Raw genomic sequence first — 23,548 nt, forward strand, 5'->3', positions numbered from 1 at the left:
GGCGCGGTTGATTATCTGGTCAAGCCGGTCGACCCAGTCGCCCTCGTCCGGACCATTCGCGAACGGCTGGACAATTCACGCTCCAGCGTGCTGCTGATCGATGACGACCCCCTGGTCCTGCAATTGCTCCGCGACGGGTTTCGCAATGCCGGTTGCCTGGTCGCCGAGGCCGCCGACGGCGAGACCGCGCTGGATATGGTCGCCGCGGAAAAATTCGACCTTCTCGTGCTCGACCGGATGATGCCCGGCCTCGATGGCAGTGCCGTGCTCCACCGTCTGAAGAGCGATCAGCGGACCCGCGACATTCCCGTCATTATCCTGACCGCACGCGGCGGGGCCGACGAGTCGCTGGCCTTCCTGCGGCGCGGCGTCACCGATTTCATCACCAAACCCTTCAACCCGGAAGAAGTTGTTCTGCGCGGGTTGAGAATCCTGGAGCGGGCCAATGCTGGTTGAGGCTGCAACAGCCATCCTGCTGGCCCTGCAGGCCGCGCCGGTTGAGACCGGGGACTGGCGCGCCGATGTCTGGCGGCTTTCCGATGAGGGCGATTATGCGGCCGCTCTGGCCCGTGTCGGAAACTCCCCGGACCCGGCCAGCTATGAAGCCCGGGTGATGCGCGTTCGCGTGCTCGCCTGGAGCGGTGACTATCCGGGCGCCGGGCGCGAGCTCGCCGAACTGGAACGCACCTATCCGGGCAATCCGGAACTGGCGGCCGTGCGGGGATCGCTGGCCTATTATCAAGGGCAGACCGAGGCGGCCAGGGCGGCGTTTGGACGGGCTCTGGCGCTCGACCCGAATTCGGCAGAGGCCCGCGACGGGCTTGCCCGCCTCGAGGGTGCAAGCGCCGGGGCAGAGATACGGCTGCGGCTCGACATGGGTGTGGAGGTCAGCACATTCTCGCGTTCGGCAAACAGCAACTGGACGCATGGATTTTCGGAACTGACCTGGACCGCGCCGAAATTCTCGGCCGGGATCCGCGCCGATCATTACGAGCGCTTTGGCCTGCGCAATGACAGTCTCGGCCTGCGTCTCGGCTACCGTCTCGACGAGAAATGGGATCTGGAGGGCAATGCCGATATCGGGCCGGACAATGTTTTCCGCCCCGAAGCCAGCTTCGGTGCCACCCTCGGCCGGCGCTGGGCTTCGCCTGCGTCAGGTCTGCCGGCCGTGCGGACCACGCTGGGACTGCGCCGCGACCAGTACAGTACGGTCACGGTCGATACCGCCGCCCTGGGGCTGGGACTGTTCTGGGACGGCTACAGCCTGGAGGCCCAGACCATCGCCGTTGCCGATGCGGGCGAGGATGCCAGTTATGGCGCCTTGCTGCGGGGTTCCTACGCGGTTGGCGAGCGCGCCACATTCAGCCTCGGCATGGCCGATGCGCCAGAGACCGATGCCGGGGTCACCGTCAATACACGCAGCCTGTTTGGCGGGGTCCGCTACCGCTTTGACGAGAACCGGCAAATCCGGCTCGACTGCGCACGCGATGACCGCGAGAATTCCTACATCCGGAAGGCGTGCAGTGTTTCAATCAGCTATCATTTCTGACGCGGTTCTGCTGACGGTCATCTGGACCGCCAGCCTGGTGCTTGCGGGTCTTTCCCTGCTGGCCCTCGTGGCACTGGCGGTTCTGCGCGGCCTGCGCGATCTCGCGCGCAGACGCGATCAGGCCTGTGCCGACGCGCTCAGCAGCGATATCCGCAACCTGCTCACCTCGCGAGTCGAGATCACGCCGGACATGCTGCCCGCGCTCGAACCACGCGTGGTACGTGCCAGTATCGCGGTCTTGCTCGGCTATTTCCGCAATCTCGAGGGCGAGGCGCGCCAGCGCCTGCACCAGCTCCTGGCGGTCTGGGAGATCGAACCGGCCCTGGCGCGGCTCTATCGCAAGTCGCCGCGCCTGCAGAAGCTCCATATCCTGGCGATCTGGTCACACCTCGGCACCGCCTCATCACTGGACCGGGTGCGCCGGGAGCTGTCCTGTGACGACGAACATATTCGTCTCGCCGCCTTGCGCACCATGGTCCGGCGTGATCCCGACATCGCGCTGGAAGACCTCGTCGACCTGACAAACCGTTCGCGTGCGCGCGACATGCAATTGCTCGCCACCACGCTGAGGCGCCAGGGACCGCGCGCGATTTCGGCGCTGGAGGCACTGGCCGGTCCCGGCGCGATGGAAGGGTGTTTGCGCAGCGCCCTTGAGGGCTTCGCCGCGATCGGTGCTGCGGAGACACAGCTCGATCTGGCCGCGTTGTCGAACCACGCTTCCCCACGGGTGCGCTCCAGCGTCGCCCTGCTCGCCGCCGGCATTGTGGGCCCGGCCGGAGCGGCAGCCCTGCAGCGGCTGGCGGAAGATCCAGAGCCGGCCGTGCGCGAAAGCGCAGCCCTTGCGATCGGCCGACGCCGGCGTGCCGATCTGATTGAAATCCTGACGGCATTGATCACGGATCGGGTGTGGTCGGTGAGGTTCCGGGCTGCCCAGGCCCTGGCGGAACTGGGCCCGCCCGGCCGCGCCGTCCTGCGGCATCTGCCCGATCCGGGCCCGGGGACCGTCCGGATCGTCGAGGAAGTGCTGTACGCCTCAGGCGGTGCAAGATGATCGGCCTGATCGAAATTCCGTTGCTGGTCCTGGCCTGGCTCGTCCTTCTGGTCGGGCTGACCCAGAATCTGATCTATGCCAGCTATCTGATCCCGGCCTGGCGCGAATTGCGAGACCGGGCCAACGCCCATGATGACGAAGCGACCTGGCAGGCGCTGAGGCGCGGCGACCAGCCACCGATCACCCTGATCGTGCCCGCCTATAACGAAGACAAGTCCATCGTCGCCAACGCCCACTCCCTGCTGTCGCTGCGCTATTCCGGCTTTCAGGTCATCATCGTCAATGACGGCTCGACCGATGAGACGATGTCACGTCTGGCCGATGCGCTCGAGCTGGCCGAGATCCCCCGGGCGCCGATTCCCGGACTGGTTCACGCCGAGATCCGCGCCACTTACCGCTCGGCGATCTATCCCAATCTCTGTGTCGTCGACAAGGAGAATGGTGGCAAGGCCGACGCGATCAATGCCGGTCTCGCCTGCACCCGCACGGAATTGTTCTGCGTCATCGATGCCGATTCCATTCTCCAGCCCGAGGCACTGGTCCGGGCCGTTCAGCCCTTCCAGGACCCGTCGGAGAATGTCGTCGCGGTGGGCGGCACGGTCGGCGTTGCCAATGGCTGTCTGGTGAAGCACGGGCAGATCGATCAATACGCCCTGCCGCGGGAGTTCATCGCCCGGGTCCAGGTCGTGGAGTATACGCGCGCCTTCCTGCTCGCCCGCCTGGCACTGAGCCGCACCAATACGCTCACCCTCGTATCGGGCGCCTTCGGCGTCTTCTCGACCCGTGTGGTGATCGGAATTGGCGGTTTCGACGTCACGACGGTGGGCGAGGACATGGAATTGATCATGCGCCTTCACCACCGGCTGCGGCAGGAGGGCACGCCCTATTCGATGCGCTATCTGCCCGAACCGGTTTGCTGGACCGAAGTGCCCGCGACCCTGCGCGGCCTGTCACGTCAACGTATTCGCTGGCAGCGCGGCGCGATGGAAAGCCTGTCGCGTCATCGCGGCATGATCCTCAATCCGCGCTATGGCCGGATCGGCCTGGTGGCCTTGCCGAGCATGATCCTCATCGACGTGTTGGGACCGGTGGTCGAGGTTCTGGGCTATTTCCTGGTCCCGGCACTGGCGCTCTGGGGCATTCTCGACCTTGAATTCCTGTTCGCCTATCTGGCCCTGACGTTCGGGTTCGGCATATTCCTCAGCACCGCGAGCATCGTCCTCGAACAGGGCTCGATCGAACGCCCCGCCACGGCCGGGCAATTGCTCAGCCTCGCCTGGACGGCCGTTCTGGAGAATTTCGGTTATCGCCAGCTCAATAATTTCTGGCGCCTTGCAGGGCTGCTCAAGCATTTCAGCTCGTCACCCGCCAAATGGGGCGATGTCGGCCGGACCGGTTTCCGCGAAGACGAGACAGTCTGATTGAAGCGCTGGTGAACCCCGCCCCGGGGCTGACAAGTCATTGAAAACAATGGTGGCCCCGGCGCGATTCGAACGCGCGACCTACAGATTAGGAATCTGTTGCTCTATCCTGCTGAGCTACGGGGTCAGAGTGTGACTCTTCCTGATATAGCGGGGCGTTCAAATCAAGCCCCGCCTTTCATGCTACTGGCAAGCCTGTCCAATGGCATTGCGGCCACGAGGCGCGATCAGCGGAAGCTGCCACTGATCGTTCGCCTACCGTGTCCGCCATGTAGGCCATCCGGGCCGGCGCGAGAGGCCGGTGACGCCGGAGTTTCCCCGGCTTCACCGGCCGCGTCCGTGCAGCCCTGAGGGCATCGGGGGCAGGTTTCAGGCGATGGATTTCAGCAAGGCGTTGATCTCGTCCTTGAGGACCATGCGGCGCTTGCGCAGCTCGGTGAGCTGTTCGTCCGACATCGGCTCGACATTCGTTTCGGCGCGATGAACTTCGCGATTGATGGCGTGATAGCTGTCGGCGAGTTTCTGGAAGTGGGCGTTGCTTTCCTTCAATTCATGCAATTGCTCCGCATATTCGGGGAAATCGGCCGCGAGTTCGTGGGGGGTATGGCTCATGGTGCTGCTCCTGCAGGTCACACGGGTTTCGATATCGCGAGCTTGCCCGAGATCGGGGGGCGGTGACAATTCCCGGGCACACTCGGGGATGTCCGGACGGAGCGAGCACGGCCGCGCGCATGAAAAAGGGCGGCGAGGCCTTTCAGCCTGCCGCCCCTGCTTCATGGGTCGCCGGTCTGGCGGCTCAGCGCACCTGGTCGCGGATGCTGTTGAGCTGGTGCGAGACTTCCTGGGTGGCGCGGGTCATCTGGTCGACGGCTTCCTTGCCGCGGGCGACCGAGACGCCGGATCCGCGCACGCCGTCGAGGATTTCCTTCACCTCATTGTCGAGGGCCGAGATGCGCGCCGCAATGTCTTCGGTGGCCTTGGCGGTCTGGCCGGCCAGGGCCTTGACCTCACCGGCGACGACGGCGAAGCCGCGGCCGGCTTCACCGGCGCGGGCCGCTTCGATCGTGGCGTTCAGCGCGAGCAGATTGGTCTGGCTGGCGATCGCTTCGATGGTTGTGAGAATGGCGTTGATGCGCTTGGAAGCATCGGTCAGGGCTTCGACGCGGCGTTCGAGAACCTGGCTCGATTCCTCGATCTGGTTCATCGTGTCGCGGGCGATCTCGGCCGCATCGGCGCCCTGCGAGGCGCGGGCGGCGGTTTCGCCAATGGCTTCGGCAATCGCGCGGGCGTCGCCGGCGGCGTCGGCGTGCGGGGTATGGGTGTCGTCGGTATAGGCGTAGGCGTTCATGGCGCGAATCCCTGATCAGTGTGTCGCCTACAGCTAACGCCGCAGAATGAAAGGATTGGTAAACGCTGACGCAGCCTGTGATGGCAGCTGCAGTTCTCTGCCGTCTCAACAAAAATCAATTTCAGGTTGCGCAGCGCAATCAAGGCGGGTAATTTTGGCATCACGTCAAATCGAGGAGGGCGGCTATGCCGGATGTTCTCAAACTGATTGTGATGTTGTTTGTCGTCGCCTGTGAGGATCCCGGGGTCGCGTTCGAGCCGGGTGAAATGGGGCAGGTGGTCGCCATCTCCGGGCCGCTCACCCTGGCGCTGGAGACTGCAGAGGGACCAATCGAGGTTCGCCTCGCAGAGCTGGACGCACCGGATGCCGAGGCCGGCCGCCGCTGGCTGGAGACTCATCTGCCAGGCCAGGAGGTTCGTCTGCGCTATGACGGTCTGCAGCGCGACCGTTATGACCGCGCCATCGCCCAGGTCTATCTGCCCGGGGCAGGCGAGGAGGTGTGGGTGCAGGCAGCGATGGTTTCGGCCGGCCGCGCGCGGGTGCTCAGCCATCCGGGCAATCGCGGCGCCGCCCTGTCCCTGCTGCGGCTCGAGGCCGATGCACGGGCGGACGGTGTCGGCCTTTGGGCCGATCCGGCCTTCCGTGTCCGCGATACCGATCCGGACCGCCTGGCCCAGGATATCGGTTCGGTCCAGCTGGTCGAAGGCCGGGTGCTTGAGGTCACCCGCCTGCGCTCGGGCCGCACCTATGTCAATTTCGGCCTCGATTACCGCACCGACTTCACCGTGCAGGTCGAGGCTGCCGATGAGGCGGCATTCGAGGCGGCGGACCAGGCGCTCGCTGATCTGGAAGGCCGGCGCATCCGGGTGCGTGGCTGGCTGGAAGCGGAAAACGGTCCGCTGATGCGGATCGATCATCCAGAGCGGATCGAATGGCTCGAGGAATAGGCCGGCCAGCCTGGTGGCCTGTCCCGGCGTGGCCTGTCCCGGCCGCAATGTGCGCGGTTGGTCTGCCGGGCTTGCTGATCCCCCGTGACGGTTCCGGGCCGGGGGACGCCAGCCAGGGCAAAACCGGCGCGGACCATCACGAAAAACGCCCGGCACAGGGCCGGGCGTCTTCATCTTGTCTCTGCAGCGTCTGCCTGCAGGCGGGTCTGTGTCTGTCCGGGAAGCCTAGGCGGCTTTCTTGATCAGGGAGGCAGAGAGCAGATCGCGCGCCTTTTCGTGCTCGATATTCTCGACGGCAGCCAGTTCGCGCACCATCCGGTCGACAGCGGATTCATACAGCTGGCGTTCCGAATAGGACTGTTCCGGCTGGTCTTCAGCGCGGTGCAGGTCGCGAACAACCTCGGCAATCATGATCAGATCGCCGGAATTGATCTTGGCTTCGTATTCCTGGGCGCGACGGCTCCACATGGTGCGCTTGACCCGGGCCTTGCCCTTGAGGGTTTTCAGCGCGTCCTTGACGATGCGGTCGCTCGAGAGCGGGCGCATGCCGGAGACGTCGGCTTTTGCGGTTGGCACCCGCAAGGTCATTTTGTCTTGCTCGAAGGTCACGACGTACACTTCGATTTCGAAACCTGCGACCGAATCTTTCTCAACGCCGGATACCTGGCCAACACCGTGAGCCGGGTACACAATGAAATCGCCTTGTTTGAAAGATCTGTTGTCGTTGGCGGTTTTCTTCGTCATTGATACACTTTCGCTAGGCTCTTCCCGCGGTGGTTTACAGCTGATCGGGTACAAAACCTGTCGCGCGTTCTCAAAGAAGTTCCGGCACCCATCCGGCTTCGAGATCGACAAAATTTGTGTGTAAGCCACCACGTAGAAAAGCGGGCCGCGCCAGACGCGCTGCCCATCAATGTGACTTACATATCACAAAATTACATGAAATTCAAACGCCGGCGGGGGCTGCCAGGCCAGATTCAGTCGCCGGATCCGGGTTTTTCCGAAAAATATATTTCATACTTTCCGGATTCTTCCGCCATCGCGTCGGCGTCGGGCGGCGGGTCCTTGCGCACGGTGATATTGGGCCAGGTCTCGGCAAATTTGGAATTGACCGCCAGCCATTTTCCGTCCGGATCATCCTCGGTGTCGGGCTTGATCGCTTCGACCGGGCATTCCGGCTCGCAGACGCCACAATCGATACACTCGTCGGGGTGGATGACGAGAAAGTTCTCACCTTCGTAGAAGCAGTCCACGGGACAGACTTCGACGCAATCGGTGTATTTGCAGCGTACGCAAGCGTCAGTGACAATATAGGTCATGGCTACCGGTCATGCAGGGGATTAGCGGGTGTGGCCGGACATGGGCTGCCGACCCGATTTTGTCAACGGTGGCGGACCCTGGCTTCCGCACGTGTGCGGGCGAAAATCCGTTCGCGGTCGGCGATGCCGAGGAGGGGCGCGACCCGGCGGACGAAGGCGTCCTCGAAGGGCGATTTCTCGCCATCGGCCAGGCTCACCATCCAGAGCTGCTCGATCAGGGCGACGCGTTCCTGTTCGGTCAGGCAGACCTTCACCACCTTGGTGAAACGGTGATGATCGACGGCCGCCTCGGCCAGTTCCTCGGCCTGGTCGAGCACGCGGTCAACCGCTTGCGCATCAAGCTGGAAAGCGGCGGCGAGGATGGACTTGATCTGGTCTTGTTCGCAATCGGCATAGATGCCATCGGCCAGGGCCGCTTCCACCAGCAGCGTCGTGGCCGCGACATGCGGGTCGAGCTCGGGGCGCGGCACGACCGGCGTGCCGGCAAACATCTGTTTCAACTTGTCAAACATGTCCGGGCTCCGGGCTATTGCGGACTGGTTCCATGATCGGTGGGCTCCAGGTCCGGCAAGGAATACAGCGCCTGGGCCTGCGTCGCTGTGCCGCGCCGCTGGGCCAGTGCCAGAATGGTGAGGCAGACAATTGAGCCATTTCTCGGCAGCGTCAATGTATCGCCTGCGCGCACGAGCGTTGCCGGTTTGGAGACCCGGCGCGTCATGCCGTTGGCTGTCAGGCGGATACGCCCCTTGGCGACGATCGCCGTGGCGAGGCTGCGGGTCTTGAAAATCCGCGCGTGCCAGAGCCACAGATCAATGCGCTGGGCCTCCTCCGCTTGCGTGTCGCGGGCAGCACTCATTGTCCGGCCGTCTTGCGTGCCGGACGGCGCCGCTTGCGCCGCCGGTCGCCACTGGCCTTGCGGCCGGGCGCGGCCGGGCGCGCAAAGCTCAGCCCGGCCAGGGCCGAGAAGGGGTTGTCGAGATCGACGGGTACCGGTGTCGCGGCGGCCGTCACGGCCGGACGTGCCGGACGCCGGCGGCGTGTCCAGACTTCCTCGGCTTCGGCGGGCGGTGTCTTGCCCTTCTGCAGGCGCCGGTAATCGAGTGCCGACAGGATGCCGCGCAGATCCTCGACGCTGCAGCCAAGCAGTGCGGTCATCTCCGGGGTGAGGGTGAACTGACCCTTGCCCCGGGCCGTGCGGGCATCACGGATGGTGTCGGCCAGCCGTTCCAGAATGTCGAAACGAACGGCACGCGGGCCGCAGGGCTGGAAGCCGATGGCGATATGATCGGCCGCAGAGCGGCTCCTGTCATGGGGCAGGGAGGTCAGCCCCGGTGCCGGCCGCCAGGCGGGGCGGCGGTCGCCGGCATGGACAGCGCGCAGCAGGGCGTTGAGCCGCGCCGCGGCGGGTTTGATCAGCGCCGGCATATAGATCATGTGCTCGCCGATCTGGACGCCCAGCGATCTCAGGGCGCGGCGTTCCGATGGCGACAGGGCCTGGATTTCCTCGCCGGCCTCGGTCCTGACCAGCGCGCCGCCCGCTTCGAACATCCGCCAGGCGATGCCGCTGGCCAGCCCGGCAAGGCTGTCGCCATTGGCACCGTCGCGAAGCTTGAGCAGGGGTGCCAGGCGGGTCTTCGCCAGCTGGCTGACCAGGCGTTCGAGATGGGAGCGGGCGCGGGCCTGTGCCTCGGCAGCGCCGATCTCGGCGCCGATCAGCGCCACGGCCGGCCGCAGCGGTTCCGGACCGGCGGTGAGCCGGGCCACGGCCTCGCCCTGCCAGTCGATGCTGCCGTCCTCGCCGAACACGATATCGGTGATGGAAACGCGCGCCAGGGCGCCGAGCCGGCGATTGACCTCGGGCTTCAGCGCCTCGATCGCGGCCGAGCGCAGCGCCCGTGCTGCCAGTTCGCGGCCCTGGGCATCGGGCTTGAAGGTCAAGCCCACCAGGCGGCCGACATAATGGCCCTCGACGGTGACCTCGCCCTCGGGCGAGACGCCGGCGAGCAATTCACGCTCATCGCGCAGCCCCTTCATCAGCGCGCCGGTGCGGCGGTCGACAAATCGCTGCATCAGTTTTTCGTGCAGCGCGTCGGAGAGGGCGTCCTCGATTTCGCGCGTGCGTTCCTGCCATTGCTCGGGATCGGCGGTCCAGTCGGGGCGATGGGCGGCATAGGCCCAGGTGCGTACCTGGGTCAGGCGGGCGGCGAGCACATCAACCTCGCCATCGGTGCGGTCGAGGCGTTGCAGATGGCCATTGAGCCAGTCATCGGGCAGATGGCCGGCCGGGCCGGTCAGGTGCAGGAATATGGTGCGGACCAGGCTGGCATGGGCGTCCAGCGTCGCCTTGCGAAAGTCCGGCAGGCGGCAGGCATCCCACAGACGCCGCACACCGGCCATGGAGGCGGTGCGGTCGCGGATTTCCGGATCGGTAGCGAGCAGGGCCAGGGTGCGCTCATCAATTGCCTCACGGGCCCGCTCCAGCGCCGGATGATCGGGCGGTTCGGCCAGCGAGATCAGGAGATTGTCGAGCGAGCGTTCGTCGAGATCGGGATTGCGCCATTGCAGCTTCGTGACCGGCGCGAACTGGTGATTCTCGATCCGGCGGACCAGATCGGGTTCGAAGGGCCCGCAATCGGCCGTCTCGCCGAAGGTGCCGTCATTGCGGAAGCGCCCGGCCCGGCCGGCAATCTGGGCCAGTTCGGACGCATTGAGGCGGCGGCGCTTGCGGCCGTCGAACTTGCGGCTCTCGGCAAAGGCGACATGGTCGACATCCATGTTCAGCCCCATGCCGATGGCATCGGTGGCGACCAGGAAATCCACCTCGCCGGACTGGTAGAGCTCGACCTGGGCATTGCGGGTGCGCGGTGACAGCCCGCCCATCACCACCGCCGCACCGCCGCGCCGGCGCCGCATCAGCTCGGCGATGGCGTAAACGGACTCGGCGGAGAAGGCGACGATGGCCGAGCGCCGTGGCAGGCGCGTCAGCTTGGCCGGGCCGGTATGGCTGAGCTGGGAGAAACGTTCGCGCGTCTCGATATGCGCTGTGGGGACGAGTTCGCGGATCAGCGGGCCCATCGTGGCGGCGCCGAGCAGCATGGTCTCCTGGCTGCCGCGGCAATAGAGCATGCGGTCGGTGAAGACATGGCCGCGCTCCGGATCGGCGGCGAGCTGGACCTCGTCGATGGCGATGAAGGCGACATTGAGATTGAGCGGCATCGCCTCGGCGGTGCAGATGAAATAGCGCGCCGATTTCGGCACGATCTTCTCTTCGCCGGTGACCAGGGCGACGGCGGCGGCGCCCTTGGCGCGCACAACACGGTCATAGACCTCGCGCGCGAGCAGCCGCAGCGGCAGACCGATCATGCCGGAGGACCGGCCGAGCATGCGCTCGACCGCGAGATGCGTCTTGCCGGTATTGGTGGGTCCGAGGGCGGCCGTGATCTGGCCGTCCATATCGCGCTGCGTCGTCACGCCGCTCTCCCGTTCAGCCCGCGGTGATTCCGTTGAGCCTGGAAACTCTAGGCCACCCGGCTGGTGCGTACGAGTGGCGGGTGCGGTCAGTAGGTCTCGATTGAGCGAGCCGTGACAGTGACGCCGCCAAAGCCGGCATTGGTGCGGATTTTCACCGGCACGTAGAACTCGCCGTCATTGACGGGGGCGAGCCAGAAATCGATCGGTTCGGCGATATCCTCGGCGCTGGGGAATTCATCGGCCTCATAACCGGAGATCGGTTCGTAATAGGCACGGCAGACCAGCGCTTCGCCGCTCCAGGCTCGCGTCCGGACGTCCTTGTAGCCGCCATCCTCGAAGCGCAGATTATAGCGGGCACGGCCGTCAAAGACGGGCAGGCGGCCATCGCAACGTGAACTTCCCGACGACACGGCGCCGAGCCCCATGGCGAGCAGGGTGGAGATCGGGTCCCGCGCGCCGGCTCGGTCCTCGTCGGAAGCGGCCGGTTCACCCATATTGCCGAAGGGCGGATTGACGTCGGGCATGGCGACGCCTTCGGGGAAGTCGATACCGACGACGCGATTCTTCGAGCTGGCGTGATTGAGATGGCTGTAGCGATAGGGCTGGAGTTCCGAGCCATCGCGATACCCGCTCACGCCCGCTTCGATGTCTGCATCGGTGAAGAGGGCGGCCAGGCCTGCGGCGGTGAAGCGGGCAGCAGCCTGATAGGTATCGTCGGCGAACTCGCTGTTGATACTGATATCGGCAACCTGGAAGATCAGCACAGAGCCGGAATACTGCACGGTCACGCCGTGGGTGCCAGGGGCGCGGGCGATCGCGGGCGCGTCCACCGCGTCATCGGCATTGCCGGCGCTGCCGGAGAGAACCAGACCCAGCGCTGCAGCGCTTGCTAACCACACATGTTTCACGCCCTGTACTCCTTGCGTTGGACCGGGAGGTCCGATTTGACGGCTTCATACTGCAATAATATACCCAAACCCACTGCAAGATGAACGCCGCAAGCTTGACGAGACGACCCGCCTCCTCTATCTCGCCCGCTCCCACTCTGGTCGCAAGGCCCGAGCGAAAGTTTTTATTTTTGGAAAGGTGCGACTATGGCGCGTCGCTGCGAACTGACTGGTACGGGTGTTATGTCCGGGAACAATGTTTCCCACGCGATGAACAAGTCCCGCCGTCGCTTTCTGCCGAATCTGTGCGATGTGACCCTCGCTTCCGAGAAGCTGGGCCGCAATTTCAAGCTCCGCATTGCCGCCAAGGCACTGCGCAGTGTTGATCATGTTGGCGGGCTCGATGCCTTCCTGCTCAAGGCTCGTGACGAGAAATTGTCCGACAAGGCCCTGAAGATCAAACGCGCACTGAAGAAGGCTTCTGCCGCCCCTGAGGCGACTGCAGCAGCCTGATCTGGCTCACTTCGTTATTCTGCCAACGCCCGCTGCTTGCAGTGGGCGTTGTCGTATGCGCGCGACAGGGTTAGCTTGCGCCCGTCGAAGCGGGGGAGGCCGATATGCGCGCGATGAGATTTCTGATGCCCTTTTGCCTGTGGGCGCTTGCCGCCTGCGGCGCGCCATCCGGCGAAACCACGGCATCCGCACCTGAGGCGGTCGCGCCTGACCTTGCCGCCGATGGCGCCATGCCGGCCGCCGACCTGGTGTTCTGGGGCGGTGAAATCTACACCGCCAATGATGACCGGCCCCGCGTCCAGGCTGTTGCCGTGCAGGGCGGCCGCATCGTGTTTGCCGGCCCCCAGGCCGGTGCCGGGATCTGGATCGGTGCCGACACCCGGGTGATCGATCTCAATGGCGGCGCGATGTATCCGGGCTTTACCGACAGCCATGTCCATGTGCTCGGTGTCGGTTCCCGCGAACGCACGCTCAATCTCGAAGGTGTCAGCTCGCTCGCCGGGCTGCAGGCGCGAATCGCCGCCGCAGCGGACGAGCTCGAGCCGGGCAGCGTGCTTTATGGCCGTGGCTGGATCGAGACCCATTGGCCCGAAGGCCGTTTCCCCAATCGCCATGATCTCGATGCCGTAGCGCCCGATCATGCCGTCATCCTGACCCGTGCCGACGGCCATGCCTCGGTCGCCAACTCGCTGGCGCTGCAGCAGGCCGGCATCAATGCCGAAAGCATTGCGCCCGAGGGCGGCGAAATCCTGCGCGAGGCCGATGGCGAGCCCGACGGCATGTTGATCGATGCCGCCCAGGGCGCTGTCTATGCGCTGGTGGAAGGCCCAACCGGCGCTGTCCGGGCCGATATCTATGCCCAGGGCGCTCAGGTCATGGCCAGCATGGGCTGGACCGGTGCGCATGACATGTCGGTGCCCTACCAGGATGTCGAAATGATCGAGGGTCTGGCTGAAGCGGGCCGCCTGCCGATCCGTGACTACATCTCGATCAATCCGGATGGTTATGCCTGGCTCGCCACGCAGACACCGCGTATCGCCGCTGATGGCCGTGTCATCACCCGTGCCGTCAAAATGTATATGGACGGAGCCCTTGGCTCGCGTGGTGCGGCGCTGCTGGAACCCTATTCCGACCGCCCGGAGAGTTCCGGCCTGCTGTTTCCCGAGGGCGATGAAATGCTTGGCGTGATGACCGAGGCGCTGCGTTCAGGCGTGCAGATCAACGTGCATGCGATCGGTGACCGGGGTAACCGGGTCCTGCTCGACTGGGCCGGGGAAGCGCTCGCCAATGTTCCGTCGGATGAGCGCGCCCTGCCGGAGCATCGCTGGCGCGACGAACACAGCCAGATCATTGATCCGGACGATATTCCGCGCTTCGCCGAGCTCGGGGTGATCGCCTCGATGCAGCCCTCACACGCCATCGGTGATCTCTATTTCGCGCCCGACCGCCTCGGGGAGGATCGGCTGGCCGGCGCCTATGCCTGGCAGAGCCTGCTCGATGCCGGCGCCCACATCACCGGCGGCAGCGATGCCCCGGTGGAGCGCGGCGATCCGCGGATCGAATTCTATGCCGCGACGGCGCGCGCTTCGCTGGACGGTTTCCAGGGCGATGACTGGCATGGCGAAGAGGCGCTCTCTCGCGCCGATGCGCTGAAGCTGTTCACCCTCTGGCCGGCCTACGCCTCATTCCGCGAGGATGAGCTGGGCTCGATCGAGGATGGCAAGATTGCCGACTTCACGATCTTCTCCGCCGATATCATGACCATCCCCGCGGCCGACATCCTCACCGTCGAGCCCTGGATGACTGTGGTCGACGGTGAAGTGGCCTTCGAGGCACCCGATGCTTTCCATCAGGGCGATGAAGGCTAGCCGGCGACGGCGAAGGCCATCAGCAGGGTGCGCTGGGGGCCGTGGACCCGGTAGTTGTCGTCCGAGACGATGAGCAGGATCAGCTCCTCGCCGCGACGGAAGGCGGTAATGCCCTCGAAATTGTCGATGGAGTTTTCGGGGCCGAGCTCGGCGAGGATTTCCGGCTCGATCACCGCGTCCTGGCCGAGATCGGCTTCGGCGAAACGGATGATGCGGATCCGGTTGCCAACGGCGGGGCTGTAGAAGCGCTCCAGCGCATAGACCTGGTCCTCGATGACCGTCATGCCGGTGAGGCCGTATTCCGGCAGTGCTGCCATGGCGGTGGCCTGCCAGTCCTGCCCGGCCCGATGCCAGATATTGTAGTCTGCGTTGTCGCCGAGCGGGTATTCAAATCCCGTCAACAGCCCGCCATCGCCCAGACTGGCAAGGGCTTCCATCCCGCCATTCTCCTCGACCGGATCCGCGGGAGCCGGGCCGGTCACCGGTACCGGGCGGGCCGCGTCGGCCTGATCCCATTCCGTGCCGATATCATAGGCCCAGATCCGGTGCTCGCGCTCGAAGCTGACGGCATAACGTCCGTCACCGAGCGCGGCGAGACCCTCACTATCGTTGCGATTGCCTTCAAGATGTTCGCCATTCTCGTCGCGCATGGTGGAGATGGTGACCGTGTCGAATCCGGTCAGATGGCCATTTTCCGCCCAGCCCAGCCGGCTGGTCACCCACCAGGCGCTGTCCGAAATCGAGAGCAGGCGGGAACCATCGCCGGACACGATAATGGCCGACAAGCCGCCGAAACGCGCGTCATCGTGGGAGATTTCCAGGCCGCCGCGCCATTCAAGCGAACCGATGCGGTAGGTGCCGGGTGCATCCTTGAAGAGCGGGACCGGGCGGACGGTCGCCGCCGGGGCGCTGCCGGGCGCCAGATCCGCAACGGGTGTGCGCGGCTCACCCGTATGGGAGCAGGCGGCGGCCAGCAGGGCGGTCAGGACCAGAAGGTGGCGTTTCATTGCAGGCTCCTGCTAGCGGCGGGCACCCATATCGGCAGTGTCCGCACGTTTGATGGTTGAGGTGGCTGGCGTGGCCCGGCCGCTGGAAAAGCTCGCCGGTCCGGGCGTGTCTTCATCGAACAGGGCGGCAAGCTGATCGGTCATCGCGCCGCCGAGCTGGTCGACATCATTGATCGTGACGGCGTGGCGATACCAGCGCGTGACATCATGGCCGATGCCGATGGCGAGCAATTGCACATCGGAACGGGTCTCGATCAGCTTGATGGTCTCGCGCAGATGCCGTTCCAGATAGCCGGCCGCATTGGCCGACTGCGTGCCGTCATCGACCGGTGCGCCATCGCTGATCACCATCAGTATGCGGCGCTGTTCCGGGCGCGTGGCCAGACGCTTCCAGGCCCAGAGCAGGGCCTCGCCATCGATATTCTCCTTGAGCAGGCCCTCGCGCATCATCAGGCCGAGATTGACCCGGGCGCGGCGCCAGGGCGTGTCGGCGGCCTTGTAGATGATATGGCGCAGATCATTGAGCCGGCCCGGCTGGGGCGGTTTGCCCTCGGCGAGCCATTTCTCTTTCGATTTGCCGCCCTTCCAGGCCCGCGTCGTGAAACCGAGCACTTCCGTCTTGACGCCGCAGCGCTCCAGCGTGCGCGCCAGGATATCGGCACAGGCAGCGGCAACCATGATCGGACGGCCGCGCATCGAGCCGGAATTGTCGATCAGCAGGGTGACGATGGTATCGCGGAACTGGGTCTCGCTCTCCGCCTTGTAGGACAGCGGCAGGGTCGGATCCGCAATGACCCGGGCCAGGCGCGAGCCATCGAGCATGCCTTCCTCGAGGTCGAATTTCCAGGCGCGTTCCTGCTTCGCCATGAGACGGCGTTGCAGCCGGTTGGCAAGGCGACCGACGACCTGGTCGAGCCCTTTCAGCGTGCCATCGAGGTATTTGCGCAAGCGTGTCAGTTCATCCGTATCGCACAGATCTGCAGCCTGGATGACTTCGTCGAATTCGCGCGTGAAGACCCTGTAGGCTGATGCATCGCCATCGTCGCCGGGACGCCAGTTGGGGCGCATCGCCTTCTGGGCCGCGCCTTCATCATCCATGGAGTCGACGCGGGTATCGGCATCATCGCTGTCGGCGTTGTTCTCGTCATCATCACCGGCTTCGCCGGCGGCATCGGGCGTGTCCTGGGTGTCGTCGGACTGGCCGTCTTCATCCTCGTCCTCGCCGGTCCTCTGTTCGCGCTCGACGCCTTCATCCTCGTCTTCGGGATTGTCGGATTCCTCCGGATCGCCGCCGAGTTCGTCGCCGAGATCAAGATCCTGGATCACGGAGCGCAACATCTCCGCGAAGGCCGACTGGTCATTGGCGTTCACCGCCAGCCCATCGAGCGAGGTTCCGGCCCTTTGCTCGAGCTGGTCGCGCCACAGACGCATCAGCCCGTCGGCTTCGACCGGGGCGGGATGGCCGCTAATACGCTCGCGCACCAGCATGGCCAGGGCCTCTTCCATCGGCGCCATTTCGCGTTCGGTGACATTCTGCCAGCCCTTCTGGCGGCAACGATCGACCAGGGCGGCGTCGAGATTGGCGGCCATGCCCCGCATTTCGCGCGCGCCAAGGCCCTCGACCCGCGCCTGTTCGGCGGCGTGGAAGATCGCCCGCGCTGTTGCACCCGGGGGCAGGGCCCGGGCGTGATCGGCCTCATCGTGATAGGCGAGCCGCAAGGCCAGCGCATCGGCGCGGCCGCGCACGGCGGCGGCGGCCTTGGCGCTCGGCTGTGGCCCCGGATTGGGTAGGACCATACGGCCGCCGCTCAGTCCGGCGATCTCGCCACCGAAGCGGACATCAAGCTCCTTGTCGCCGGCAATCGCCCGCGTGGTGATGGCAAGGGCGCGGCGGAAGGCGTCGGGATCGGGGGGCGGCTGGCTCATGGCGGCCAACCTAAATCCTCCAGCGGAAATTGCGAGTGTTGATGACGGCGCCGATGCGACCGGTGCCGGATTTGTCGCACCTGCACCGTCGTGATTTTCAACCCTATCGGGTCTAGGGTTTCTCCGAGACGCGCTGTTTGTGGCGCGTACAGGGATTTGCCCTGATCCAGGGAGCCGCCCATGAGCCAGACATTCGACTATGACAAGGCCTTGCTGGACCCGGCCGACATGTTCGACACGCCCGAAGACGTGTTGACCCAGCCCGGGCTGACGGCCGCGCAGAAGATCGATCTCCTTCGCCGCTGGGAATATGACGCCAATGAAGTGGCCGTCGCCGAGGAAGAGGGCATGCGGGGCGAAAAGCCCCTGATGGTCCGCCGTGTCGCCCTTGCGCTGGAAACCCTTACCGGCGGTTCCGATGCCAACCGCCTCAAGACCACGAAACAGAACACCTACTAGCTGGAACAAGGAAAACCGCATGTCTGACGCTCAACCGACCGCCACGCTGACGGAAGCCGTTGGCTATTTTGACGATGCCGCCCGGCTGCAGGCCGCGATCGATGCGCTGCTTGGCGCCGGTTTCGACCGCGCCGAGCTCAGCCTGCTGGCGAGCGAGAAGGCCGTCGAGAAAAAGCTCGGTCATGCCTATGCCCGGCCGGCCGAGCTTGAGGATGACAGCGCCGTGCCACGAACGGCCTTTGTCTCGCTGGAAACGCTCGGCGAAGCCGAGGGCGGACTGATCGGCGGGCTGATGTATGTCGGCGCCCTGGCGGCGGTCGGCGGCATTGTCGCTTCGGGCGGTGCCCTGGCGGCAGCGGCTGCGGCGGCCTTCGTGGGCGGGACAGCTGGCGGGCTGATCGGAACCGGGCTGGCCAGCCTGGTCGGCGAGAGCCATGCCAATTATATCGAGGAACAGCTCCTCCATGGCGGTCTCTTGCTCTGGGTGCGCACACGCGATGCCGATCACGAGGCGCGCGCCACCGCCATCCTGCGCGAGCATTCCGGCCGCGACGTTCATCTGCACGCCCTGCCGGGCTGAGGCTTTGTCGGCCTGTGCCGTTTCGATAACGGCGCGACCGGGCGCCAGGTTTGCTGTTCGTGCCGGAGCGTGTTTCCATGGCGCATCGGGCCGGGGTCGGCGCGTCTGCGCCCGCCTCGCAGCTCACCGCAAGGCGAAGGAGCCGAAAATGAGCGATCCACTCGATTACGACAAGGCCCTGGAGAACCCTGCCCTGGCCTTCGACACACCCGAAGCGGTACTGACCCAGGCCGAGCTGAGCGACGCGCAGAAGATCGAGATCCTGCGCCGCTGGAAATTCGATGCCACCGAAATCGCTGACGCCGAAGGCGAAGGCATGGAAAGTGACAAACCCCTGATGGAGCGCCGAGTCGCCCTGGCGCTGGAGAGCCTCACGGACGGGAATGATGTCGAGCCGTCCTAGGCGGCGAGGCAGACCTCGTTATCAGATGGGTAGCGTGTTCAGTGCGCCGGTGCGTCAGCGAACCAGCGCTCGAGCTCGCCAAGATCCACAGCGCGGCCGTCCGTGACACCAATCTGCGAATAGGTGGTGGTGAAATCCGCTTGTCCGGCTTCGACCGGGTAGGCGCCGAAAAATGCGCCCTGGAGATTCCAGCTCAGGATGCGGCCGGCGCCCCAGCTGGCGAGATAGCGGTCATGGGTGACGAGGAAGGTCTGCCCGGCCGCGCAATCGCCCCGCTCCAGGCCGCCACGCGCATAATTGTGTCCGCGCCGGGCCTCGGCACCCTCGACCCAGGCCGCCGGCTCGGAGACCAGCCCGTGTCCGGGCTGATACTCACCGGTCTTGCGCATCTCGATGTCCGAGGAGCGCGCGCCGCATTGTGTGATCTCGACCCGGTCGAGATGCTCATGACGCACCAGATAATCCCGCAAGCCCGTTTCCCAGGGGCGGCGCGCCTCGGGCTCGGCGATCAGATTGCGCACGCCCTGCACCAGTTGATCCTCGCTGTCGACAGGTTCGATGGCGAGGACGCCACCCTCGGCGGTGCGGAAAATCAGATAGGTCTGCTCCAGGATCAGCCCCAAGGAATTGGCGCAGCTGGGCATGCCGAGAAAACCGGTGCTTGGCGTGCCGACGGGGAATTCGTCCCAGAACAGGGTCTGCGCGTGCAGGCTGGCGTAATCGGTGCCGTCCGCTTCGATCGGCGCGACAGCGATCGCGCCCGCCGCGCCTCCGATCTCGTAGCGGTCCTCGCCCATCCCCTTCAGGCGTTGATCGACCTGCAGCGTGTAGGCCGACAGCGGTACGCCCGGCAGCTGGGGTGCATAGGCGTCTGATGACTCCGCCAGCTGCCAGGCCACGGGCCGGACCAGTTCCACATAGGTTGACCGGGTCAGATAGTCATACAGGCGCGGCGCGGCCGAGGCGGCGAGGTTCTGCTCGAAGGAACGCGGTGGTGGCGGCAGGCAGGCGTGCGCTGGCGCGCAAAGCGCGACACTCGTCAGCGCGCAAATCGTGATGGTCCTGATCATGCCTGTCCCCCCGGATTTGACAGACATAGTCTGGGGAGCGGTCGCAATGGTCAAGCACCGTGTGGGCTTGCCTCTAGGCGACCGCGGCGGGCTTGATTGGCGCTTCGGCCAGGTCGGTTCCGAAAACGCGCTGATACATTTCCGCAATCGTCGGGCGTTCCAGCTCGTCACACTTGTTGAGGAAGGTGAGGCGGAAGGAGTGGCCGAGATCATTGAAAATGGCGTTGTTTTCCGCCCAGGTCAGCACGGTGCGCGGGCTCATCACGGTCGAGATATCGCCATTGATGAAGGCTTCGCGCGTCAGATCGGCCAGTTTGACCATGTCGGCGACCTGTTTGCGGCCGGCTTCGGTCTTGGCGAGATCCTTCATCTTGGCGAGCACGATGGCGTTCTCGGTCTCGGCTGGCAGATAGTTCAGCGTCGCCACGATCGACCAGCGGTCCATCTGGCCCTGATTGATCTGCTGCGTGCCGTGATAGAGGCCGGTGGTGTCGCCCAGGCCGATCGTATTGGTGGTGGCGAACAGGCGGAAGGAGGGGTTGGGCCGGATCACCTTGGTCTGGTCGAGCAGGGTGAGCGAACCGGAGGCCTCGAGCACGCGCTGGATCACGAACATCACATCGGGACGGCCCGCATCATATTCGTCGAACAGGAGCGCGACCGGACGCTGCAGCGCCCAGGGCAGGATGCCTTCCTGGAATTCGGTGATCTGCTTGCCGTCCTTCAACACGATGGCGTCCTTGCCGACCATGTCGATGCGCGAGATATGGCTGTCGAGATTGACCCGCACCATCGGCCAGTTGAGCCGGGCGGCGACCTGTTCGATATGGGTCGACTTGCCGGTGCCGTGATAGCCCTGGACCATTACCCGGCGATTTTTCGCAAAACCCGCCAGGATTGCCCGCGTCGTTGCCGGATCGAAGACATAGTCGGGATCGATCTTCGGCGTGTGCTCGTCAGGCTTCGAAAACATCGGCACTTCAAAGCCGGCATCGAAGCCGAACAGCGCCGTTGTATCGGCAATGGCATCGGGGGCAGGCACGGGGAACTCATCGCTCATGGAACCGGTCTTTTCGCTTGGGGACGTCAGGACTGCAAAGGCGCACGGGATTGTGCATCCGGACTAGCGCAGGCCGCAGCGCACGGCAAGGGATGGGGTGAGATGGAGGGCTTTCGGGCAATGTTCCGTTTGGCGGAACCCGAGCGGCGCTCTATATTGCCTCGGCGATCCAATCCTTCGCCTGCAAAGACACGGAGACGCTTTTCTGCATTCGAGCGGCCCGCCCGGCGCAAGCTGATGATGCTGCACGCCGCGCACCGGCTTGAGGATTTGCTTATCCCGCCGGCCAATCGGCTGGAGGCGTTGAAAGGGGATCGCAAGGGGCAGTACAGCATCCGGGTCAATCAACAGTGGCGCGTGTGTTTTCGTTGGCTCGACGGTGCGGCCTGGGATGTCGAAATCGTGGACTATCATTAGCGTGAGGATGCCTATCTGATGACGAAACTTGCCCCCATCTCTCCCGGTGAAATCCTGCTTGAGGACTTCCTGCGCCCCAATGGGCTCACCCAGGAAAAACTGTCGCGGGCGATTGATGTGCCGAAAAGCCGCATCTCCGGCCTGGTGCGCGGTTCGCGCTCGATTACCGCTGATACAGCGTTGCGCCTGTCAGCCTTTTTCGGCACGACGGCGGAATTCTGGATGAATTTGCAGGCGGAGTTCGATCTGCGTCAGGCGCGGGCGACCAGCTGGCCGGCGATCGCGCCGCGGATTGTGCCGCACAAGGCGGCCTGAGCGGAGCCAGCCTTGCTCATCCATAATTCAATCAATTTTTGTCATCCCGGCCGGATGCCCCGCACAGGCGGGGCGCAAGTCCGGGACCAACCCGTGCATCCAGCTGGAACAGCGGGTAGGTCCCGGCTCTACGCCCGGATCGCTGCCGCGTCCGGGCATCCGGCCGGGATGACAAGTATTTGACTGTTTAGGAGGTTTAAGAGAGGGCGGCGTGAAAAATCACGCCATCCCGACGCCCTTGAGGATCTGGTAGGACGCGATCACCCGGCCGAGCTGTTCCTCGCTCGAACGGTCGCCGCCATTGGCGTCGGGGTGGAAGCGTTTGACCAGTTCGGCATAGCGGCGGCGCACCGTGGACGGGTCGACATCGGGCTTGAGGCCCATGGTTTCCAGCGCCTTGGATTGCAGCCGGCCCATGGTTTTTTCGCGCGGACCGTCCTCGTGGGCCTTCGTCTTGTCACCGAATGTACCCATCGGGTCGGAGAAGCCATCAGCGAAATCGCGGCTGGCGCGCTGGGCCTTGTGGCGCGAACTGGTGGAATTGCGCCAGCCCCAGGTCGGGCGATGGCCATAGGCGGAGGATTCGCGATAGGCCTGTGCCGCGCTTTCGCTCATGCCTTCGAAGAAGTTCCACGACTTGTTGTATTCCGAGGCATGGCTCTGGCAAAACCAGTAGAATTCACTCAGCTGGTCGTTCGATTTCGGCGCCCGGCTATTGCCATGGCTGCGGCAACCGGGCCATTCACACACGCGTTCTTCGGCCGAAGGCTTGTCCTTGGGCGGCTTGATGCGGATGTCCTTGAACCGCGGTGTATATTCAAAGGCGTCGGTCATAGCGTCCAATTATGGGCATGCGCGGGTAAAGCAGCAATGAAACGGGTGTCAAAAAAGGTGATAATTTCATGACGGTGAAAGAACGGATCGAAACCCGACTGCGCGAAGCGCTGTCCCCGGAGACCCTGCATGTCAGCGATGACAGTCATTTGCACGCAGGTCATGCAGGTGCGCGGCCCGGCGGGGAGAGCCATTTCACCGTCGAGATCGTCGCCGCCTGCTTTGATGGCCTGAACCGGGTCGCCCGGCATCGCCTTGTCAACACGGCGCTGGCCGGGGAGCTGGCGGGGCCGATCCATGCGCTGGTGATCAAGGCGCGGGCCCCGGGCGAATAGATTATGCGATGCTGCCGGGGCGAGGGTGGTCCAATCGCGCCTGCGCTGCGTAGACCTTGGGTCGACCCTGCTGCCCCGGAGCCCACATGCCCAATCATTTAGCCTCGCTTTGCCTGATCCCGCTCATCGCTGTCACCATGGCGGGCTGTGCTGCCAACGGGTTGCAACAGGCCAGCACGCTGAGCGACTACCAGAACATGCAGCCGGCCGAACGGCGTCTGCTCCAGGTGCGCGAATGGGCCGATCCGCAGGCGATGCGCTCGGTTGATGCGATCTACATCGCACAGGCGGGTGTCGTTCCGGGCGTGGTGGAAGGCAGCGGCGTCGATCCGGTGCGTTTCAATCGTGTGGTCGGCAAGCTGACCCAGACCGTGTGCCGGCGCCTGGCGCGGGGCGGGTTCGAGATCACCGCCGATCCGGCGCTGGCGAGCCATCAGGTCCGTCTGAACATCACCGGATTCGAGACTACCAACCGGGTCAGCGCCGGGGCCTCGCGGCTGATCGGCTTTGCCATTCCCGGTCCGCTCAGCCCGCGTATCCCGATCGGCATTGGCGCCCTGGCGGTTGAAGGCGAAATGCTTGATGCCGACGAGCGCCAGGTTGCGGCACTGGAATGGTCCTCACGCAATCACCTCGCCTCGAGCGGCGGGTTTTCCGAGATCGGCGACGGTTATGCCCTGGCCCAGGTCTTCGCGGACAGTTTCGGTGACCTTATCGTCGAGGCCCGCAATTCCGTCAGCGAGGTGCGCCAGTCGACCGAGCGCGGCG

27 protein-coding genes and 1 tRNA gene are annotated in these 23,548 nt (G+C 64.8%); 14 read left to right on the forward strand and 14 right to left on the reverse strand.

Going from position 1 to position 23,548, the window contains the following annotated elements:
- Nucleotides 1–87: 87 nt before the first annotated feature.
- Genes ACN0YF_RS09940 through ACN0YF_RS09955 form a run of 4 tightly spaced genes read left to right on the forward strand, consistent with a single transcriptional unit; the run spans nt 88 to nt 4,021 of the window.
- Complete coding sequence (locus ACN0YF_RS09940) at nt 88–456, forward strand: response regulator (RefSeq protein WP_417494249.1); 369 nt, start codon at nt 88–90, stop codon at nt 454–456.
- Complete coding sequence (locus ACN0YF_RS09945) at nt 446–1,549, forward strand: YaiO family outer membrane beta-barrel protein (RefSeq protein ID WP_417494250.1); 1,104 nt, start codon at nt 446–448, stop codon at nt 1,547–1,549. Before ACN0YF_RS09940 ends, ACN0YF_RS09945 begins: the two co-directional genes overlap by 11 nt.
- Nucleotides 1,524–2,600 carry a HEAT repeat domain-containing protein gene (locus tag ACN0YF_RS09950; RefSeq protein ID WP_417494251.1) on the forward strand — a complete coding sequence of 359 codons (1,077 nt, stop codon included), beginning with the start codon at nt 1,524–1,526 and terminating at the stop codon, nt 2,598–2,600. The genes ACN0YF_RS09945 and ACN0YF_RS09950 overlap by 26 nt, the downstream gene beginning before the upstream one ends.
- On the forward strand, nt 2,597–4,021 hold the full coding sequence (locus ACN0YF_RS09955; RefSeq protein ID WP_417494252.1) for a glycosyltransferase: 1,425 nt from the start codon (nt 2,597–2,599) through the stop codon (nt 4,019–4,021). Before ACN0YF_RS09950 ends, ACN0YF_RS09955 begins: the two co-directional genes overlap by 4 nt.
- Nucleotides 4,022–4,071: 50 nt before the next feature.
- Here ACN0YF_RS09955 and ACN0YF_RS09960 read toward each other — a convergent pair.
- The 3 genes from ACN0YF_RS09960 to ACN0YF_RS09970 all read right to left on the reverse strand — a co-directional run bounded on the left by ACN0YF_RS09960 (nt 4,072) and on the right by ACN0YF_RS09970 (nt 5,369).
- Nucleotides 4,072–4,148: transfer RNA gene (locus tag ACN0YF_RS09960), tRNA-Arg, on the reverse strand.
- Nucleotides 4,149–4,390: 242 nt separating this feature from the next.
- Nucleotides 4,391–4,633: a YdcH family protein gene (locus tag ACN0YF_RS09965; RefSeq protein ID WP_417483149.1), complete on the reverse strand. Its 243-nt coding sequence runs from the start codon at nt 4,631–4,633 to the stop codon at nt 4,391–4,393.
- Nucleotides 4,634–4,817: 184 nt separating this feature from the next.
- A complete protein-coding gene (locus ACN0YF_RS09970) occupies nt 4,818–5,369 on the reverse strand; it encodes a methyl-accepting chemotaxis protein (RefSeq protein ID WP_417494253.1) in 552 nt (183 codons plus the stop codon).
- A 185-nt stretch (nt 5,370–5,554) separates the two neighbouring features.
- On the opposite strand from ACN0YF_RS09970, the gene ACN0YF_RS09975 reads away from it, so the two are divergent.
- A complete protein-coding gene (locus ACN0YF_RS09975) occupies nt 5,555–6,316 on the forward strand; it encodes a thermonuclease family protein (protein ID WP_417494254.1) in 762 nt (253 codons plus the stop codon).
- A gap of 225 nt (nt 6,317–6,541) precedes the next feature.
- On the opposite strand, the gene ACN0YF_RS09980 is transcribed toward ACN0YF_RS09975, so the two are convergent.
- The 6 genes from ACN0YF_RS09980 to ACN0YF_RS10005 all read right to left on the reverse strand — a co-directional run bounded on the left by ACN0YF_RS09980 (nt 6,542) and on the right by ACN0YF_RS10005 (nt 12,014).
- Entirely contained in the window at nt 6,542–7,060 is a 519-nt protein-coding gene (locus tag ACN0YF_RS09980; protein ID WP_091766538.1) for a CarD family transcriptional regulator, read from the reverse strand.
- 233 nt (nt 7,061–7,293) lie between these two features.
- Entirely contained in the window at nt 7,294–7,635 is a 342-nt protein-coding gene (fdxA, locus tag ACN0YF_RS09985) for a ferredoxin FdxA (RefSeq protein ID WP_417494255.1), read from the reverse strand.
- Between the two features lie 62 nt (nt 7,636–7,697).
- Nucleotides 7,698–8,147: a TerB family tellurite resistance protein gene (locus tag ACN0YF_RS09990; protein WP_417494256.1), complete on the reverse strand. Its 450-nt coding sequence runs from the start codon at nt 8,145–8,147 to the stop codon at nt 7,698–7,700.
- 14 nt (nt 8,148–8,161) lie between these two features.
- On the reverse strand, nt 8,162–8,491 hold the full coding sequence (locus tag ACN0YF_RS09995; protein ID WP_417483144.1) for an RNA-binding S4 domain-containing protein: 330 nt from the start codon (nt 8,489–8,491) through the stop codon (nt 8,162–8,164).
- Nucleotides 8,488–11,106 (reverse strand): helicase-related protein, encoded by a 2,619-nt coding sequence (locus ACN0YF_RS10000; RefSeq protein WP_417494257.1) that lies wholly within the window; start codon nt 11,104–11,106, stop codon nt 8,488–8,490. The genes ACN0YF_RS09995 and ACN0YF_RS10000 overlap by 4 nt, the downstream gene beginning before the upstream one ends.
- An 86-nt stretch (nt 11,107–11,192) precedes the next feature.
- Nucleotides 11,193–12,014 (reverse strand): DUF3108 domain-containing protein, encoded by an 822-nt coding sequence (locus ACN0YF_RS10005; RefSeq protein ID WP_417483142.1) that lies wholly within the window; start codon nt 12,012–12,014, stop codon nt 11,193–11,195.
- A gap of 186 nt (nt 12,015–12,200) precedes the next feature.
- Here ACN0YF_RS10005 and rpmB point away from each other — a divergent pair, with 186 nt between their 5' ends.
- Both rpmB and ACN0YF_RS10015 read left to right on the forward strand, forming a co-directional pair.
- A complete protein-coding gene (rpmB, locus tag ACN0YF_RS10010) occupies nt 12,201–12,506 on the forward strand; it encodes a 50S ribosomal protein L28 (protein ID WP_417483141.1) in 306 nt (101 codons plus the stop codon).
- 104 nt (nt 12,507–12,610) lie between these two features.
- Nucleotides 12,611–14,374: an amidohydrolase gene (locus ACN0YF_RS10015; protein WP_417494258.1), complete on the forward strand. Its 1,764-nt coding sequence runs from the start codon at nt 12,611–12,613 to the stop codon at nt 14,372–14,374.
- Here ACN0YF_RS10015 and ACN0YF_RS10020 read toward each other — a convergent pair.
- Entirely contained in the window at nt 14,371–15,381 is a 1,011-nt protein-coding gene (locus ACN0YF_RS10020) for an esterase-like activity of phytase family protein (protein WP_417494259.1), read from the reverse strand. The genes ACN0YF_RS10015 and ACN0YF_RS10020 overlap by 4 nt on opposite strands.
- Before the next feature lie 12 nt (nt 15,382–15,393).
- A complete protein-coding gene (cobT, locus tag ACN0YF_RS10025) occupies nt 15,394–17,307 on the reverse strand; it encodes a cobaltochelatase subunit CobT (protein ID WP_417494260.1) in 1,914 nt (637 codons plus the stop codon).
- 180 nt (nt 17,308–17,487) lie between these two features.
- Between cobT and ACN0YF_RS10030 the strand changes: the two genes are divergently transcribed.
- The 3 genes from ACN0YF_RS10030 (at nt 17,488) to ACN0YF_RS10040 (ending at nt 18,749) form a co-directional block, all read left to right on the forward strand.
- The gene (locus ACN0YF_RS10030) at nt 17,488–17,766 is read left to right on the forward strand and encodes a hypothetical protein (protein ID WP_417494261.1); all 279 of its coding nucleotides are present in this window, start codon (nt 17,488–17,490) and stop codon (nt 17,764–17,766) included.
- 19 nt (nt 17,767–17,785) lie between these two features.
- Nucleotides 17,786–18,346, forward strand: a complete 561-nt coding sequence (locus ACN0YF_RS10035; RefSeq protein WP_417494262.1) for a hypothetical protein — start codon at nt 17,786–17,788, stop codon at nt 18,344–18,346.
- A 148-nt stretch (nt 18,347–18,494) separates the two neighbouring features.
- Complete coding sequence (locus tag ACN0YF_RS10040; protein ID WP_417494263.1) at nt 18,495–18,749, forward strand: hypothetical protein; 255 nt, start codon at nt 18,495–18,497, stop codon at nt 18,747–18,749.
- 38 nt (nt 18,750–18,787) lie between these two features.
- Here ACN0YF_RS10040 and ACN0YF_RS10045 read toward each other — a convergent pair whose 3' ends face one another.
- On the reverse strand, nt 18,788–19,819 hold the full coding sequence (locus ACN0YF_RS10045) for a hypothetical protein (protein ID WP_417494264.1): 1,032 nt from the start codon (nt 19,817–19,819) through the stop codon (nt 18,788–18,790).
- A gap of 73 nt (nt 19,820–19,892) precedes the next feature.
- Entirely contained in the window at nt 19,893–20,879 is a 987-nt protein-coding gene (gene cobS / locus ACN0YF_RS10050; protein ID WP_417494265.1) for a cobaltochelatase subunit CobS, read from the reverse strand.
- A gap of 153 nt (nt 20,880–21,032) precedes the next feature.
- Here cobS and ACN0YF_RS10055 point away from each other — a divergent pair, with 153 nt between their 5' ends.
- Both ACN0YF_RS10055 and ACN0YF_RS10060 read left to right on the forward strand, forming a co-directional pair.
- Complete coding sequence (locus ACN0YF_RS10055) at nt 21,033–21,296, forward strand: type II toxin-antitoxin system RelE/ParE family toxin (protein ID WP_417494271.1); 264 nt, start codon at nt 21,033–21,035, stop codon at nt 21,294–21,296.
- An 18-nt stretch (nt 21,297–21,314) separates the two neighbouring features.
- Entirely contained in the window at nt 21,315–21,611 is a 297-nt protein-coding gene (locus ACN0YF_RS10060; RefSeq protein WP_417494266.1) for a HigA family addiction module antitoxin, read from the forward strand.
- Nucleotides 21,612–21,830: 219 nt separating this feature from the next.
- Here ACN0YF_RS10060 and ACN0YF_RS10065 read toward each other — a convergent pair whose 3' ends face one another.
- Entirely contained in the window at nt 21,831–22,445 is a 615-nt protein-coding gene (locus ACN0YF_RS10065) for a J domain-containing protein (protein WP_417483130.1), read from the reverse strand.
- A gap of 68 nt (nt 22,446–22,513) precedes the next feature.
- Between ACN0YF_RS10065 and ACN0YF_RS10070 the strand changes: the two genes are divergently transcribed.
- On the forward strand, nt 22,514–22,780 hold the full coding sequence (locus ACN0YF_RS10070; RefSeq protein ID WP_417494267.1) for a BolA family protein: 267 nt from the start codon (nt 22,514–22,516) through the stop codon (nt 22,778–22,780).
- 86 nt (nt 22,781–22,866) lie between these two features.
- A partial coding sequence (locus ACN0YF_RS10075; protein WP_417494268.1) for a DUF3313 family protein occupies nt 22,867–23,548 on the forward strand: 682 nt, incomplete at its 3' end.

It is taken from the genome of Maricaulis sp. (assembly GCF_048270265.1).
Taxonomy (GTDB): domain Bacteria; phylum Pseudomonadota; class Alphaproteobacteria; order Caulobacterales; family Maricaulaceae; genus Maricaulis.

Coding starts and splice junctions, on each gene's coding strand:
- ACN0YF_RS09980 (WP_091766538.1), bottom strand. CDS start 7,060: ATGACGAAGAAAACCGCCAACGACAACAGATCTTTCAAACAAGGCGAT.
- ACN0YF_RS09965 (WP_417483149.1), bottom strand. CDS start 4,633: ATGAGCCATACCCCCCACGAACTCGCGGCCGATTTCCCCGAATATGCG.
- rpmB (WP_417483141.1), top strand. CDS start 12,201: ATGGCGCGTCGCTGCGAACTGACTGGTACGGGTGTTATGTCCGGGAAC.
- ACN0YF_RS09970 (WP_417494253.1), bottom strand. CDS start 5,369: ATGAACGCCTACGCCTATACCGACGACACCCATACCCCGCACGCCGAC.
- ACN0YF_RS10065 (WP_417483130.1), bottom strand. CDS start 22,445: ATGACCGACGCCTTTGAATATACACCGCGGTTCAAGGACATCCGCATC.
- ACN0YF_RS10045 (WP_417494264.1), bottom strand. CDS start 19,819: ATGATCAGGACCATCACGATTTGCGCGCTGACGAGTGTCGCGCTTTGC.
- ACN0YF_RS10030 (WP_417494261.1), top strand. CDS start 17,488: ATGAGCCAGACATTCGACTATGACAAGGCCTTGCTGGACCCGGCCGAC.
- ACN0YF_RS10035 (WP_417494262.1), top strand. CDS start 17,786: ATGTCTGACGCTCAACCGACCGCCACGCTGACGGAAGCCGTTGGCTAT.
- ACN0YF_RS10015 (WP_417494258.1), top strand. CDS start 12,611: ATGCGCGCGATGAGATTTCTGATGCCCTTTTGCCTGTGGGCGCTTGCC.
- ACN0YF_RS10040 (WP_417494263.1), top strand. CDS start 18,495: ATGAGCGATCCACTCGATTACGACAAGGCCCTGGAGAACCCTGCCCTG.
- ACN0YF_RS09945 (WP_417494250.1), top strand. CDS start 446: ATGCTGGTTGAGGCTGCAACAGCCATCCTGCTGGCCCTGCAGGCCGCG.
- ACN0YF_RS09990 (WP_417494256.1), bottom strand. CDS start 8,147: ATGTTTGACAAGTTGAAACAGATGTTTGCCGGCACGCCGGTCGTGCCG.
- ACN0YF_RS09955 (WP_417494252.1), top strand. CDS start 2,597: ATGATCGGCCTGATCGAAATTCCGTTGCTGGTCCTGGCCTGGCTCGTC.
- ACN0YF_RS10060 (WP_417494266.1), top strand. CDS start 21,315: ATGACGAAACTTGCCCCCATCTCTCCCGGTGAAATCCTGCTTGAGGAC.
- ACN0YF_RS09975 (WP_417494254.1), top strand. CDS start 5,555: ATGCCGGATGTTCTCAAACTGATTGTGATGTTGTTTGTCGTCGCCTGT.
- cobS (WP_417494265.1), bottom strand. CDS start 20,879: ATGAGCGATGAGTTCCCCGTGCCTGCCCCCGATGCCATTGCCGATACA.
- ACN0YF_RS09995 (WP_417483144.1), bottom strand. CDS start 8,491: ATGAGTGCTGCCCGCGACACGCAAGCGGAGGAGGCCCAGCGCATTGAT.
- ACN0YF_RS10020 (WP_417494259.1), bottom strand. CDS start 15,381: ATGAAACGCCACCTTCTGGTCCTGACCGCCCTGCTGGCCGCCGCCTGC.
- fdxA (WP_417494255.1), bottom strand. CDS start 7,635: ATGACCTATATTGTCACTGACGCTTGCGTACGCTGCAAATACACCGAT.
- ACN0YF_RS10070 (WP_417494267.1), top strand. CDS start 22,514: ATGACGGTGAAAGAACGGATCGAAACCCGACTGCGCGAAGCGCTGTCC.
- cobT (WP_417494260.1), bottom strand. CDS start 17,307: ATGAGCCAGCCGCCCCCCGATCCCGACGCCTTCCGCCGCGCCCTTGCC.